At 43.1% G+C, this 13,985-nt stretch carries 14 protein-coding genes; 12 read left to right on the top strand and 2 right to left on the bottom strand.

Translation table 11 applies throughout. The features are described 5' to 3' along the window. Nucleotides 1–190 precede the first annotated feature (190 nt). Together rraA and ACEQ1T_RS02415 are read left to right on the top strand one after the other, a co-directional pair. Complete coding sequence (rraA, locus tag ACEQ1T_RS02420) at nucleotides 191–670, top strand: ribonuclease E activity regulator RraA (protein WP_206841887.1); 480 nt, start codon at nucleotides 191–193, stop codon at nucleotides 668–670. A 91-nt stretch (nucleotides 671–761) separates the two neighbouring features. Further along, nucleotides 762–1,019 carry a hypothetical protein gene (locus ACEQ1T_RS02415; RefSeq protein ID WP_370221607.1) on the top strand — a complete coding sequence of 86 codons (258 nt, stop codon included), beginning with the start codon at nucleotides 762–764 and terminating at the stop codon, nucleotides 1,017–1,019. A gap of 53 nt (nucleotides 1,020–1,072) precedes the next feature. Here ACEQ1T_RS02415 and ACEQ1T_RS02410 read toward each other — a convergent pair whose 3' ends face one another. Continuing rightward, nucleotides 1,073–2,008, bottom strand: a complete 936-nt coding sequence (locus ACEQ1T_RS02410) for a VanW family protein (RefSeq protein WP_370221606.1) — start codon at nucleotides 2,006–2,008, stop codon at nucleotides 1,073–1,075. A gap of 230 nt (nucleotides 2,009–2,238) precedes the next feature. Between ACEQ1T_RS02410 and shc the strand changes: the two genes are divergently transcribed. Continuing rightward, on the top strand, nucleotides 2,239–4,131 hold the full coding sequence (gene shc, locus ACEQ1T_RS02405; protein ID WP_370221605.1) for a squalene--hopene cyclase: 1,893 nt from the start codon (nucleotides 2,239–2,241) through the stop codon (nucleotides 4,129–4,131). Between the two features lie 159 nt (nucleotides 4,132–4,290). On the opposite strand, the gene ACEQ1T_RS02400 is transcribed toward shc, so the two are convergent. After that, nucleotides 4,291–4,803 carry a hypothetical protein gene (locus ACEQ1T_RS02400; protein WP_206841929.1) on the bottom strand — a complete coding sequence of 171 codons (513 nt, stop codon included), beginning with the start codon at nucleotides 4,801–4,803 and terminating at the stop codon, nucleotides 4,291–4,293. Nucleotides 4,804–5,050: 247 nt separating this feature from the next. Here ACEQ1T_RS02400 and ACEQ1T_RS02395 point away from each other — a divergent pair, with 247 nt between their 5' ends. The 9 genes from ACEQ1T_RS02395 (at nucleotide 5,051) to ACEQ1T_RS02355 (ending at nucleotide 13,904) form a co-directional block, all read left to right on the top strand. After that, the gene (locus ACEQ1T_RS02395) at nucleotides 5,051–5,398 is read left to right on the top strand and encodes a flagellar basal body rod protein (protein WP_206841931.1); all 348 of its coding nucleotides are present in this window, start codon (nucleotides 5,051–5,053) and stop codon (nucleotides 5,396–5,398) included. 16 nt (nucleotides 5,399–5,414) lie between these two features. Then, entirely contained in the window at nucleotides 5,415–6,047 is a 633-nt protein-coding gene (locus ACEQ1T_RS02390) for a PspA/IM30 family protein (RefSeq protein WP_206841934.1), read from the top strand. A 218-nt stretch (nucleotides 6,048–6,265) separates the two neighbouring features. Then, the gene (gene liaF / locus ACEQ1T_RS02385; RefSeq protein ID WP_206841937.1) at nucleotides 6,266–7,000 is read left to right on the top strand and encodes a cell wall-active antibiotics response protein LiaF; all 735 of its coding nucleotides are present in this window, start codon (nucleotides 6,266–6,268) and stop codon (nucleotides 6,998–7,000) included. Continuing rightward, nucleotides 6,997–8,013, top strand: coding sequence for a sensor histidine kinase (locus ACEQ1T_RS02380; RefSeq protein ID WP_206841940.1), 1,017 nt, complete (start codon nucleotides 6,997–6,999; stop codon nucleotides 8,011–8,013). The genes liaF and ACEQ1T_RS02380 overlap by 4 nt, the downstream gene beginning before the upstream one ends. A 45-nt stretch (nucleotides 8,014–8,058) precedes the next feature. Continuing rightward, a complete protein-coding gene (locus tag ACEQ1T_RS02375; protein WP_206841942.1) occupies nucleotides 8,059–8,691 on the top strand; it encodes a response regulator transcription factor in 633 nt (210 codons plus the stop codon). A gap of 137 nt (nucleotides 8,692–8,828) precedes the next feature. Beyond that, nucleotides 8,829–9,779 carry a cation diffusion facilitator family transporter gene (locus ACEQ1T_RS02370; RefSeq protein WP_206841945.1) on the top strand — a complete coding sequence of 317 codons (951 nt, stop codon included), beginning with the start codon at nucleotides 8,829–8,831 and terminating at the stop codon, nucleotides 9,777–9,779. Nucleotides 9,780–9,953: 174 nt separating this feature from the next. After that, a complete protein-coding gene (locus ACEQ1T_RS02365; protein WP_264740266.1) occupies nucleotides 9,954–10,088 on the top strand; it encodes an RAxF-45 family protein in 135 nt (44 codons plus the stop codon). A 329-nt stretch (nucleotides 10,089–10,417) separates the two neighbouring features. Further along, complete coding sequence (abc-f, locus tag ACEQ1T_RS02360; protein WP_370221603.1) at nucleotides 10,418–12,298, top strand: ribosomal protection-like ABC-F family protein; 1,881 nt, start codon at nucleotides 10,418–10,420, stop codon at nucleotides 12,296–12,298. A 229-nt stretch (nucleotides 12,299–12,527) separates the two neighbouring features. Beyond that, a complete protein-coding gene (locus ACEQ1T_RS02355) occupies nucleotides 12,528–13,904 on the top strand; it encodes a sigma-54 interaction domain-containing protein (RefSeq protein WP_370221602.1) in 1,377 nt (458 codons plus the stop codon). Nucleotides 13,905–13,985 lie beyond the last annotated feature (81 nt).

The following is a 13,985-nucleotide window of genomic DNA, read 5'->3' as shown; positions in this document are numbered from 1 at the left end:
GTTCCTTCGTGGGCAAGGCGCTTCCGCTTTTCTGAACCAAGAACGTTTCCTTACTAAAAGGTATATGCCTGAAATATTCAATCTTTCCCTTTCGATTATGAAAAAAGGAAGGGAACAGGGTGCTGCCTATCGAAGTAAAGAAGATGGCATAGTGTTTTACAGCCAAAAGCGCTAAAGGAGGAGATCTCTTTTGGATTTCAAAACGGCCGATTTATGTGATGACCACAGCAAAGAGCTGCTTATTTGCCAGCAGGAGTTTAAATCTTATGGGCAAAAAAGAAAGTTTTCCGGTCCCATTTCAACGGTTAGAGTGTTTGAAGATAACGTTCTGGTAAAAGAAGCACTGGAGTCCATTCCAGAGGGAAGTGTGCTGGTGGTGGATGGCGGCGGATCAAAAAGATGCGCCTTAATGGGTGATCGGCTTGGTGAGATTGCCCAATCAAGAAAGCTTGCCGGAGTAATTATATACGGCTGTGTTCGCGATACTGTGGAGCTAGGAAGCCTGGATATAGGAATCTTCGCACTTGGCAGCAATCCTTTGAAAAGCCGGAAAGAGGGAAAAGGGGATCACGATATACCTGTCACATTTGGCGGGATTGACTGGAAGCCGGGAGAATATGTATATGCAGATGAAGATGGCGTAATTGTCTCTTCGAAAGCTCTTATCTAAAGATGAACACCCGCTGTTAAGCGGGTGTTTTCTGTTTATATTCACTTTCCTGCTTAACATAGAATACCGTATTTAAAAGGGGGTGCACCATATGTTTATGATCTTTTTATTATTTTGGGCAGCCGGCATTTATCTTTTGTACCGGAGCAGGAAAGAGGAAGAAGAGCTTTTGGTACTGAAACTGATTGGTTATTATCTATTAGGCACATTTACTTTTAGCTTTAATGGCATTGTTTTGCCAGTTGGGTTTGTCATCAGTTTATTCCTAAAGCCCGGGCAGAACAGAAGCGTGAAGCGCGGCTCTGCGATCTTCGGGCTGGTCATAATGGTCCTTGGCCTTTTTTATTGATGCATTAAATTGCCGGGAGGCGGATGCCATCGTAAATGCCATTCATAAGGCTATCAATCCTCTATAGCCGCTTCCTTTTCAATGCTGATTTCTTCCGGCAGCATTGTTGACGCTTTCGGAACCTGGCGGGGCTCATAATCAATTTCATCAGAGGAGTATACTCTGATTACCACTTGGCCATGCATAGCTTTTGCCCGAATGAGCAGGGGAGAGCTGTAACGGTTCCTAAAGGTGAAATCCGGGCCATACCAGCTTACAGTTGCATCCCGGCCAGGCGGTACATAGGGAACCTTTTTGCTGTGGGAATAACGCTCGATCACTTTAACGCCTGCCCGGTCAACTGCATTGAATAGAGTTGAGGAAACCTGGCAGATCCCGCCCCCGATATCTTCTGACAGTTCCCCTCTAACGATAACCGGTGCACGCTTATAGCCCTTCCCTGCCGTTCTTTTGCCGACAGCACGGTTAAAAGAAAATACTTCATTCGGAAAAACAACATAATTATCAAGTGCTTCGGCAGCAAGCTGAATATTATGGGAGCGTGAGGCGTTATTCGGATTAAAGTACGTAACATACTGGCCGATCATTTTAACCCGGATATGGGAGATAAGATCCCGATCCACTCTCGGGTATACGGGGAGTATTGGGATCTCAATTTTAGCCGGCCCGTTACTATAAAAATATGTATAAAAAATATCTGTGAATGCTTTGCGGTGCAGTATTTTTCCAGGCTTCTCGGCAATGACGCGCCCGCTTTCGCCTATGTACGCGTTCATAGGCGGAATATACGTCTGGCGATCTAATTTTTCCAGGAGCTGAGTGAACCGTTCACCGTCCACTAGCGGAACCTCGGGAAACGGCAGTTGATATTCTGACCTGTTGACACTTGCAATGGATCTGCCGTCATGTTCAATGGATAAGTCATCAGGTAGACTGGCAGTTTGAGTTTGTGTTAATAGCATGATCCCCAATACCCATGAGAATTTCATATCGCTGGCGCACCTCCGACCTTAGTATGAGCAGGAGAGAATTGTTTCATGTGCCGAAAATATGAATGATTATAGGTCCCCTCTTTGAACTGCTGCCATGAAGCCATGTCATCATGAACCGGACTGCTGCAGCATTCTCTGACCGTTAGAATGCCCTTAGCAAACTCTTCCGGAAGGTTGAATTCTTTAATTGATTATGGAATATAGTGTAATAAAACTTTAGTGAGGGAATGAGGAATGTGCAGCCAGTCAAGGCAGAAATAAGCCGGTTAACCGATTTGCTGAAAAGCAGCCAATCTCAGGATGGCTCCTGGGCGTATCCGTTTGAAATTGGAATCATGACTGATGCTTATATGATTATCCTGCTGAGAACGCTCAAAATGAAGGATGAAGAGCTAATTCAGAAACTGGCGGAGAGAATAGAAAGCCGCCAGGATGAAAGCGGTGCGTGGAAGCTTTTTAAAGACGAAAAAGAAGGGAACTTATCATTAACCATTGAAGCCTATTACGCCCTTTTGTACTCAGGCTATAGACAGAAGCATGACCCGCATCTGGCAGCTGCACGGAAATTTATTTTATCAAAGGGCGGAATAAAAAAAGCAGGGGTTTTTACGAAAATCCTGCTTGCCATGACAGGCCAATATCCATGGCCTGCCGTTTTTCCAGTGCCCATCGAAATTGTGCTGCTCCCTCCATCCAGTCCAATCAGCATCTACCAGCTTTCGAGCTTTGCCAGAATTCATCTCTTGCCGGTGATCGTGCTTGGCAGCAAAAAATTCAGGCGAAGAACGGAAAATAGTCCGGATTTGGACGAAATCTATGGAACAAGGGACAGAGAAGAACTATGGGAAGAAAGCCGATCTGATGAATGGAGAAACCTTGTTAACATTCTTGCCGGCATGGCCGAAAGCTTAATTGGATTACCGGATCGGCTCCGCAGTATGGCATATGAGGGAACAAAGCAATATATGCTCGATCGGATTGAACCGGATGGAACATCATTAAATTATTTCAGCAGCACGTTTTATATGATTTTTGCCCTCCTCGCTATCGGCTATTCGCCCAAAAATCCAGTCATTATCAAGGCGGTGAAGGGATTAAAGGGAATGTCCTGTAAAATAGATGGACATATCCATTTTCAATTCACTGACGCTAAAGTGTGGAATACCGCTTTAATTTCCCACGCCCTCCAGGAGGCGGGTGTGGATGATTCAGATGCAGCGATTCTTAAAGCAAATAAATATTTGCTGTCAAAGCAGCATACCCTTCATGGAGACTGGACGGTCCACAACCGCGAGGGACTTCCTGGAGGCTGGGGATTTTCAGACTTCAACACTTTACATCCTGATGTGGATGATACGACCGCCAGTCTGAGAAGTATTCACAACCAAACAGGAGTGGTTTTTGAGAAATCCAGGCAGAGAGGAGTGCAATGGGCTTTATCCATGCAAAACCGTGATGGAGGATGGCCGGCATTTGAAAAAAATGTGGATAATCGCCTGCTGAATCTAATCCCCATTCAGGGAGCAGAGTTTATTCTTACCGATCCGTCCACAGCAGATTTAACAGGCAGGACCATTGAATATTTAGGCACCTTTTCCACAGGAGCCGAAACTTCAATTAAAAAAGGAATAGGCTGGCTGAAAAAGAATCAGAGGAGAAACGGTTCCTGGTATGGACGCTGGGGGATTTGCTATCTGTATGGAACCTGGGCAGCCCTTACCGGCCTCGCCGCTGCAGGGGAAAAGGCAGATGAGGAATATATCAGAAAAGCGGCAGAGTGGCTGAAGTCTGTGCAGAATGAAGACGGCGGCTGGGGAGAGTCCTGCAGAAGCGATATGGAAAAACGCTATGTACCATTGGGAAGCAGTACCTTAACACATACTGCCTGGGCCGTGGATGCTTTGATTGCCATTTCTAATGAAAACAGCCCTGAGATCAGAAAAGGCATAGCCTTCCTGATCCGCGAAGGACAAAGAAATGACTGGACAAACGATTACCCAAAAGGGCAGGGAATGGCAGGTTTTCTGTACATGCACTATCACAGCTACCGGTATATTTGGCCGCTTTTGGCTCAGAGCCATTATGAAAAGAAATTCATGCAAAAAGGAAGCCCCGAATGATTGGGGCTTCCTTTTTTTATAGGCTTATTAATTAGGGATTTTGCGGATAATTTTGTGGTTTCGCTCATATTACTGAAATTTCGCCGATAAAACAGAGATTTCGCTCATAACTTTGGAGTTTCGCCGATAAAACCGAAAATTCGCTCATAATCCTTCTCATTATCTTTTCTCCTCGTCAACCAGCTGGCAGTCTGCTGAGGAATCATCTTTATTTTTATCAAACCAGAGCTTGTACATGGCCTTCCCGTCACTAAGCGTGCCATCTGCCATATCCATTGGCAGCAGGGCGAAAAAGACGTAATAAAAGGAGAAATATACAAATTGGTACCACAGCATGTTAGCTTCCAGAATGCCAATCCGGATCAAGTAATTTACAATAAAAATACTCCCTATGTTAAAAATAGACCCTCCTAAAAAGATAAGAGATTTGGTCAGTTTATTGTTGTATTTTAAAGATGTAAACTTACACCCTCCATACCAGAAGTAAAACCGCCTAACCTCCAAAAATCTCATACAGAATAGTATTTTGCCTGTGCCAATGATAACCCGTATCCCTTTTCCTCCAAAAAGGCCTGCAAAGAAGATATGACCCAATAAATGAATCAGTGTGACCACTGGGAAAACCACAAAAAAGGCTTGAATGAATTTCAAAAAATCATCATACCCAAACACGGGAAGACCTCCATTTCAATAGATGTATGAAAAACCTGCGCAATGCAGCATCATTATTTGTTTGCCTACCCCATGTCTACCCCGCATCTTTCCGTATTAACGTACATTCTTTTTCCATATTTCCCATCTTGATTGAAAAAGTCCGACCATCTGCTACGTCTCAGGTCTTATTTGAAAATAAAGCTGAGGCTCGTTATAGCATTCTCATTAAACAGGTAAGATGAAATCAAGAAAGGAGGAAACGAAAATGAAAAAACTTGGATTACTGATAGCAGGTGGAATTGCAGCCATGGTGCTGATTTCAAATCTTGGCCCGATCGTGGGTCTGGCAGTAAGCGCGGCGATTCTATACTTTGTGTTGAAACAATTTTTAAAAGCAGAAAGCACGATGGGAAAAATCGGCTATGGAATCATCGGGTTCATCGCTTTGATGGCCACCGCTTCCAACTTCCCGGCAATCTTAGGGCTTGCAGCTGCATACGTTCTATATCTGGTCTATAAAAAGTGGAACGATTCAAGCTCAAGTGTAATGGAAGAAGACAATGACCCTTTTGCTAACTTTGAAAAGCAATGGGCGGATTTAAACAGAAACTAAAAAAGGAGAGATACAAATGGCAAACCTATTAACGAGAATCAAAGATACAGTAATGGCAGACCTTCATGAAGCATTGGATAAAAAGGAGAAAAAGAATCCAATCGCACTCTTAAACCAATACCTTCGTGAATGTGAGCGCGAAACCGAAAAGGTCCGCAAGCTTTTGGAACGTCAATATACATTGAAGGAAGAGTTCACTCGAGAATGCGAGCAGGCGAAAAACCTTGCAGACAAACGCAAGCGCCAGGCAGAGGTTGCATCACAGGCAGGTGAAGAAGAACTCTATCAGTTTGCAGCTCAGGAGCAAATGCAGTATGAAGAGCGTGCCAGCCGTTTGAAGGATCTTCTGAACCAGGCTGTACAGCAAATGGGTGACCTTGAAAGAAAATACGAGGAAATGAAGCATAAACTGAAGGATATGCACATCCGCCGCATGGAGCTGATGGGCCGTGAAAACATCACACGCGCCAACCACCAAATGGATAAGGTGCTTGATCAAAACAATGATAAGTCCTTTACAAGATTCCAGGAAATCGAATCCTATCTTGACCGTCTTGAACATCAGGTGAAAAGCTCCTATCACCGCAGCACAATCGATGCCCGCATCGCCCAGCTGGAAAAAGAGATGGAGAAGAAGCCTGTACTGTAATACAGCCTACTAAACTTGAAAAGTCTGTAACATGCAAAAAAACAATAAATACTCCTGCCTGTCCTATCTTTTTCCCAAAAAAGATAAAAACTCTTTCTATTTTATGAACAAAAAATGGTATTCTAAAAAGGCGTAGGGATACTGCGCCTTTTATAGTCTATTGACAACAGCGCTTGCGCTTTTCTTATCATTCCAAAACACAGAAGGGGGGATGCCTCATGAACATGAACAACAAAAGCGATTATATGAGCTGGATTATCATATTGGGCATTGTCTTTCTCTTTGTGGAAATAGCCTTTTTTAATAGCGGCGTGTTATTCTCTCTTCTAGTGCCGATTGGAATGGTATATATCGGAAGAAAGAGGATGCCTAAGAGCTCCGGAAAATGGCTTTTCTGGCTTGGGCTAATTTTTCTGCTCATCAATATTTTCAGCATGATGACTCTGAAATTCTTCCTGCTGGCAATTCTGATTCACCTGCTGATTCAATTTGGGCAGTCGAAAAAAGATCCTAAACGGATTCAGCCGGAGTTCAAGGAACCGGCAGTGAATCTCCAGAAAGAAACAGTCATTAAAAAGAATCCTCTTTTTTCCAATATATTTGTCGGCCAGCAAAAAACACCTGAGCAAGTATACGAATGGAATGATATAAATATACAGACCGGCATAGGCGATACGGTCATAGACTTAAGCTATACGGTTATTCCCAAGGGAGAAACCGTTATTTTCATCCGCAACTTCATCGGAAATGTGCAGGTGCTTGTGCCCTACGACGTGGAGGTTAGTGTCAGCCATTCAGCCATTGTGGGTAAGGCCAGAATCTTCGAGCACGAAGAATCAAAGATGTTTAACCAGCTCCTTCAGCTTCAAACTCCCGGCTATGATCAATCAGGACAGCGCGTTAAGATTTTCACTTCACTTGCAGTCGGGGATATCGAGGTGAAGCGCGTATGAGTATCATTCAGCGGCAGATTGCCTGGGGAGCGGGCATGTCCCTCTTTATTCTTGCTGTCCTGACAGCTTCTTTTTTTACGATGTTTCCCATTCCAGGCTGGCGGGATCTGTGGGAAACGGAAATACTCGATATTCCGTTTATCTTATTTGTGCCGAGCGTAAGCCTGGCTCTTGGCCTGATCTTTGGATTATTGTCAGGCATTTACTGGCGCCGGCAGCTTTTTGCAGTGGACACTATGCTTCACCAGGTGGAGGAAGGCCGCCAATTGGATGTGCAGGAAACGGGTAAAGAATTGCAATCCATAGCAGTCAGGGCCGAGAAAATTCAAAAGCATATGGCAGATCAGGCGAAGATTTCTCAAAAACTGGCAAATGAAAAAGCGGAAGATATCGAGAACAGGATGCAGGAAATCGTTTCCCAGGAACGGAACAGGCTTGCACGCGAGCTTCACGACTCTGTCAGCCAGCAGCTGTTTGCAGCATCCATGATGATGTCCGCGATTACTGAAACCCAGCAGGATCCGGAAGACAGGCAGGCAAAACAGCTGAAAATGGTGGAAGAAATGATCCATCAGTCACAGCTGGAAATGCGTGCCTTGCTGCTGCACCTTCGTCCAGCGGCCCTTAAGGGGAAAAGCCTCCAGGAAGGAATTGAAGAGCTTCTGGTCGAATTGCTTCAAAAAGTATCTATGGAGATTGAATGGAAGGTAGAGAATTTTCCGCTTGATAAAGGGGTGGAAGACCATCTATTCCGCATTCTTCAGGAAGCTGTGTCTAATACACTCCGCCATTCAAAATCGCAAAATCTTGAAGTCCTCCTGATTCAAAGAGATGATTATGCCATACTCCGGGTGGCTGATGATGGAGTAGGTTTTGACGTAGAGGAAACGAGGGCCGGCTCCTACGGCCTGCAGAACATGCATGAGCGGGCTGCTGAAGTTGGCGGAAGCATGAAAATCATCAGTGTAAGAAACAAAGGAACCCGTCTTGAAGTAAAGGTTCCGATTATGTAAATAATGTCTGCTGCGAGGCAAGACTAAATACTGAGGGTGAGGCCAATGATTAAAGTTTTATTTGTGGATGACCATGAAATGGTTCGGATTGGAGTTTCTTCCTATTTGACGGCACAGCCGGATATTGAGGTTATAGGAGAAGCCGATAACGGGAGTACAGCTATTGATCTGGCACTCGAATTGAGGCCGGATATCATTTTGATGGATCTCGTTATGAAAGAAATGGACGGCATAGAGGCGACCAGAAGAATCATTGAGAAATGGCCGGAAGCTAAGATCATCATTGTGACAAGCTTCCTTGATGATGAAAAAGTTTATCCGGCATTGGAGGCAGGAGCGACAAGCTATATGCTGAAAACCTCTAAAGCAAGTGAAATTGCTGAGGCAGTCCGCTCAACCTATCATGGACAATCAGTGCTGGAGCCGGAAGTGACCGGTAAAATGATGGTGAAAATGAGGCAGAAAAACCAGCAGCTGCCCCATGAAGAACTGACGAGCCGCGAGATGGAAATCCTTCTTTTGATGACAGAAGGCAAAACGAACCAGGAAATCGCCGACGAACTTTTCATTGCCTTAAAAACAGTCAAAACACATGTGAGCAATATATTAAGCAAGCTGCAGGTGCAGGACAGGACCCAGGCAGTCATCTATGCCTTCAAGCACTCGCTGGTTAAATAATGTTCTGGAGAGCTAATTGTGGGATTAGCTCTTTTTATTTTTGCCTGAATGATGAATGATGAACCAGAAAAAAATGATTCAGAATCGGCTCATGAGGGTAACAATAAAACCAAACAAAAAAATTTGGCGGTGATGAGATGTCTGTGATTGCTTTATTGAAAAAAGGAAATAAATCATCGGGGATGGCGGCAATCGGAAATACGGCACTGGCAATTGCCAAAGGTCTGGCAGCTTTTGCAAGTGGGAGCGGGGCCATGCTTGCCACAACCCTTCATTCTCTTGCAGATGCACTGAACCAGGGGTTTGTGTTTTTTGGCAGTGCGCTTGCAGAAAAGGCGCCAACCAAAAGGTTCCCTACAGGATTTGGCCGGGTGATCAACTTGTTCGTATTAATTGCTGTTATTGTCATTTCTATCATGGCCTATGAAACGATACATAAAGGCTGGGAATTGATTCAGCATCCAAAGGAATCAACCGACCTTTGGCTCAATGTGGGAGTTATGCTTCTTGCAGTAGCAGTCGATGGATTTATTTTATTAAAAGCGATGAAAGAAATCGGCCATGAAACCAGGACTCCAGCCAAAGGATTTGGCATAGTGCCTGTTGCCTTTAAAAATGTCAGGCTTGCATCCCCCCCAACACGCCTGGTTTTTTATGAAGATATTATTGCGACATTTGGTGCCTTACTTGCCCTTGTTTCGATTTTAATTGCTCATTTTACAGGACTTTACTTCCTGGATGGGGTCGGCACAATTTTAATTGGACTGCTTCTGGTGGGCATCGCTGTGAAAATTGGATTTGAAAATACGTTAGGCCTGATTGGAGTAGCGGCACCAAAAGATATTGAAGACCGTATCGCCCAAATTATTCTCGGTGATCCTCAAGTCGTGGATATTAAGCAGCTGCGGCTGATCCAGGAGGGAAGAAGATATCATGTGGAGGGGTATATTGAGCTGGTCGAAGGCCTCACGCTTGCCGATGCGGATGATATAAAAATTGGTGTAAGAAATCAGCTGCTTGATGACCCTGATATTAGTGATGTAACTCTTGGTATTCTTGAAACAGACCAGATTCAGACGTGGAAATAATAATGAAAAGGAAGCCTGAACCAAAGGCATCCTTTTTCAGTAAGTATAATTTTTTCTAAACAGTTCCTATAAAATGCACATTATTTTTGGAAAATGCAGGATAATACCCATTGCTTTTGAATTGAAGAAATATTAAAATAAAACTAACTTATTTGAAATGGAGGTGGAGAAGAGATGATTGGAACTGTTTTGGCACGTGGTGAATGGATTGAATTCCTGACAATTTACCGTGCAATTTTTCATGGTTTTGCTGTTAACGGGACAAGTCTGTCCTTTTTTAGCAAATTTCATATGAAAACAAAACAGTGAAAACATCTCTTTAACGCGCATTTCAAGAACGGTGAAGGGGGCTTCTTCAAGCTCTCTTTTTTTATCCCGTTTAATTGCGGTGAGCTTCGCATCCAGAGTAAGGAATCTTGTTGCGTCAAGCTTTCATATAAGTCTGATTAAATGAACTCAGTATAATGCTGACGCATTTTGGCAGCAGCAGCTGAGTGGCCGGCGCATAGCCGCATAGCTAACTGTGAGCAGTAAATCGTCCAGTAAAAGCTTCATTTTATCAGATTTTATCTAGGCCATAGGAGAATGTTTCCTATGGCTTTTTTATGTATATTTTTATAAATTTGGAGGAATTATCTATGATCGCATGCAGCGCACAGCAAGCCGGAAAAACTTACGGCGGAAATATCGTGTTTGAAAATATATGCTTTGAAATTCATGAGAAGGACAGGGTTGGTTTGACAGGAAGAAATGGAAGCGGAAAAACGACTCTGTTTAAATTGCTGGCTGGAGCAGAAGTCCCGGATACAGGCAAGATTCATTGGAAAAAGGGTTGTGAGATTGGCTATCTGGCGCAAATTCCAGATTATCCAGCTAGTATGAAGGCAATTGATGTTTTAAAAACAGCTTTTGCTTATTTGCTTGAAATGGAAAAAACGATGAAGAAAATGGAACAGGAGATGGCGAATGAAACGGTTCCGGATCAATTAAATAAACTTATTGGAGAGTATGGGGAGCTGCAGGATCAGTTTGCACTGAACAATGGCTATGAAATGGATAGCCAGATAGACCGCATCTCAAATGGCCTCAATATCAGCAGTCTTCTGAACAAGGATTTCAGCAGTCTAAGCGGTGGAGAAAAAACAAAGGTATGCCTCGCCCACATGCTCCTGAAATCCCCGAATCTGCTTCTGCTGGATGAGCCGACCAACCACCTGGATATTAAGGCAGTAGAATGGCTGGCAGATTTTATAAAGAATTATGAAGGGACAGTAGTGCTCATTTCACATGATCGGTATTTTTTAGATGAAACGGTCAGCAGGATTCTGGATTTGGAAGATGGAGAAATCACCCCTTATCAGACAAACTATTCAGGCTTTGTAAAAGAGAAAGAAGAAAGGCTGCTGAGAGAGTTTCAGCAATATGAAGAACAGCAGAAAAAAATCAAGAAGATGAAGGAAGCCATCAAGAGGTTAAGAGAATGGGCCAATCAATGCACCCCGCCTAACGCGGGTCTCCATAAACGGGCAAGCAGCATGGAAAAAGCTCTCCAGCGTATGGAGAAGCTGGACCGGCCAGTATTAAACCGAAAAAAAATGAATATGGATCTTGAATCATCTGAGCGGAGCGGAAAAGATGTGGTTTTAATGAAAGAAGTAAGCAAGTCTTTTGGGAGTAAGCACTTATTCCAAAACGTCAGCATGCACATCCAATTCCGCGATCGGACCTCTATTGTCGGGGATAATGGAACAGGAAAATCGACTTTGGCCAAAATGATCCTGGGAGAGCTGGAACCAGATGCAGGGGAAATCAGGAAAGGAAGCAGCCTTAAAATTGGCTATCTGTCACAGCATGTTTTCTCAAGAGCTGATGATCAATCGGTAATTGATACTTTTAGGGAAGGGCTGACTATAACAGAGGGAGAGGCACGCCATATTCTTGCCGGTTTCCTCTTTTATGGCCATACTGTTTTTCGTAAAGTATCGCAATTGAGCGGCGGTGAAAGAATGAGGCTGCGCCTGGCCCAGCTCATGCACAGGGATATTAACTTTCTTATACTTGATGAACCGACCAATCATCTTGATATCGAATCTAGAGAGGTACTCGAAGAGGCACTGGAAGAATTCAATGGAACGATTTTGGCTGTCTCTCATGACCGTTATTTTATCAATCGAATATTCAGCAAAATTTACTGGATTGATCAAAAAGAACTTCATTATTATGAAGGGAATTATGATTGGGCCAGAAAGAAAATGGAGGAGAAGCGGAAAGAGGAGATTGTAGTGCCTGCAGTTAAAAAGGCAAAGATAGAGGCTGTTTTTCCGAAAAAAAATAATAAATGGCTGGCACCAGAGGAATTAGAGTACGCAATTGAACAAATTGAGATTAGTCTTATAAAATTAGAAATGGTTTTGGAAAAGGAAATGGATTTAGAGAAGCTGCAGATAGCTTATCAAGAAAAAGAAGAACTTGAAAAGCAGAGGGAAGAGCTATACGGGAAATTGGATGCTATTTTATAAAAGCGAGTGAAGGCTAACAAATGGGTTAGCCTTTTTTTATTCATTATATTGAATTAATATAAAATTATTTTAAATAAACCTTTCAGTTTTCATCTATTTCCTGTATAGTAATATACAAAGTTGAATAATTATTTAAATCTGAATAATTTTACGATATTTTCTATTAATAATAAGATCATTCAAAAGAAGAAACGCTATTCAATATTGAATAATTTTTTCGGAGGGACTAATGAACAGCTTTTTCATGGACTGGAATAATGATAAAGAAGTTATATCCTCAATGGAAGAAGACATTATGGTAACCAATGCAGACGGAATAATTATAAAAGTCAGTAAAGGAAGCGGCAGCCATTATGGAGTTGAACCGGAATCTCTCCTTGGCGAATCTGTATATGATCTGGAAAAAAAAGGGGTTTTCAAGCCTGCGATCACTCCAGAAGTATTAAAGAAAAAGAAAAAAGTCATTCTGGTGCAAAAAGCCGGATCAGGCAAAAAGATCCTGGTTACCGGTATTCCAGTATTCAATGAAACTGGAAAAATCGATCATATTGTCAGTTATTCCTACGATGTTTCGGAGCTTCTTGTTATAAAAGAATATCTGAACAGCGTTGAAGAAGAAATGGCCAGGGTGAAAAGCGAACTGGATCTCCTTCGCAACAAGAGCATCAAAATGGATGGCATGATAGCTGACAGCCTGGCGATGAGAAATATTGACGAAACCATCAGAAGAATCCGGGATGTAGATGTCACAGTCCTGCTCCTGGGTGAATCAGGTGTCGGAAAATCGGCTCTCGCTAAATGGATACATCAAAACAGCACGCGAAAAGACGGTCCGTTCATTGAAGTGAACTGCAGTGCCATTCCGGAATCCATCTTTGAAGCTGAGTTTTTCGGGTATGAAGGCGGTGCTTTTACAGGGGCAAAGAATAAAGGCAAAATGGGATTTGCTGAAATGGCAAAAGGAGGCACGCTATTTCTTGATGAAATTGGTGAACTCTCAGCCCATCTGCAGGCAAAGCTGCTGAAATTCATACAAGACAAGCAGTTTTATAGAGTGGGGGGGACAAAGCCGGTTCAGGCTGATTTTCGTCTCTTGGCAGCAACAAACAAGGATCTCGAAAAAGCAGTTGAATCCAAGGATTTCAGGCAGGACTTATTCTTCCGGCTGAACGTGGTGCCATTGAAGATTCCGCCTTTAAGGGAGAGGAAAGATGATTTATTTGCGCTCATTCATTATTTTCTCCACTCAATCTCCAAGAGGCATAATCGGGAAAGACAGCTGGACAGATCCCTGGTCGATCACTTGCTGCAGCTGGAATGGAAGGGAAACGTAAGAGAACTTGAAAATCTGATGGAGCGGCTTATCGTGACAAGCACCAGCCTGATGATTACAAAAGAGGACCTGCCTTATGAATACCATATGCAAGGAAAAAAAGATGGTTTTATAGATTATGAGGGACAATCTCTTCCTGCGATTTTGGAAGATGTAGAGAAGAAAGTATTAATCAATGCGAGGAAGCGTTACCGAACCACAACTGAAATAGCGGGTGCCCTGGGGATCAGTCAGCCTTCAGTAGTAAGAAAATTAAAAAAATATGATTGTTAATACATACTTTGGCATGAATATTGCATTAAAGAATAGCAGAGCAAACATAGCATTTTTCATCTATGCAGGATTCAGGAGGGG

Source organism: Cytobacillus sp. (assembly GCF_964223445.1).
Taxonomy (GTDB): domain Bacteria; phylum Bacillota; class Bacilli; order Bacillales; family Cytobacillaceae; genus Cytobacillus.
The sequence above is the reverse complement of the archived record's forward strand: the minus strand, read 5'-3'. Positions and strand labels throughout refer to the sequence as shown.

Coding starts and splice junctions, on each gene's coding strand:
- ACEQ1T_RS02415 (WP_370221607.1), top strand. CDS start 762: ATGTTTATGATCTTTTTATTATTTTGGGCAGCCGGCATTTATCTTTTG.
- ACEQ1T_RS02410 (WP_370221606.1), bottom strand. CDS start 2,008: ATGAAATTCTCATGGGTATTGGGGATCATGCTATTAACACAAACTCAA.
- shc (WP_370221605.1), top strand. CDS start 2,239: ATGAGGAATGTGCAGCCAGTCAAGGCAGAAATAAGCCGGTTAACCGAT.
- ACEQ1T_RS02395 (WP_206841931.1), top strand. CDS start 5,051: ATGAAAAAACTTGGATTACTGATAGCAGGTGGAATTGCAGCCATGGTG.
- ACEQ1T_RS02390 (WP_206841934.1), top strand. CDS start 5,415: ATGGCAAACCTATTAACGAGAATCAAAGATACAGTAATGGCAGACCTT.
- liaF (WP_206841937.1), top strand. CDS start 6,266: ATGAACATGAACAACAAAAGCGATTATATGAGCTGGATTATCATATTG.
- ACEQ1T_RS02380 (WP_206841940.1), top strand. CDS start 6,997: ATGAGTATCATTCAGCGGCAGATTGCCTGGGGAGCGGGCATGTCCCTC.
- ACEQ1T_RS02375 (WP_206841942.1), top strand. CDS start 8,059: ATGATTAAAGTTTTATTTGTGGATGACCATGAAATGGTTCGGATTGGA.
- ACEQ1T_RS02370 (WP_206841945.1), top strand. CDS start 8,829: ATGTCTGTGATTGCTTTATTGAAAAAAGGAAATAAATCATCGGGGATG.
- ACEQ1T_RS02365 (WP_264740266.1), top strand. CDS start 9,954: ATGATTGGAACTGTTTTGGCACGTGGTGAATGGATTGAATTCCTGACA.
- abc-f (WP_370221603.1), top strand. CDS start 10,418: ATGATCGCATGCAGCGCACAGCAAGCCGGAAAAACTTACGGCGGAAAT.
- ACEQ1T_RS02355 (WP_370221602.1), top strand. CDS start 12,528: ATGAACAGCTTTTTCATGGACTGGAATAATGATAAAGAAGTTATATCC.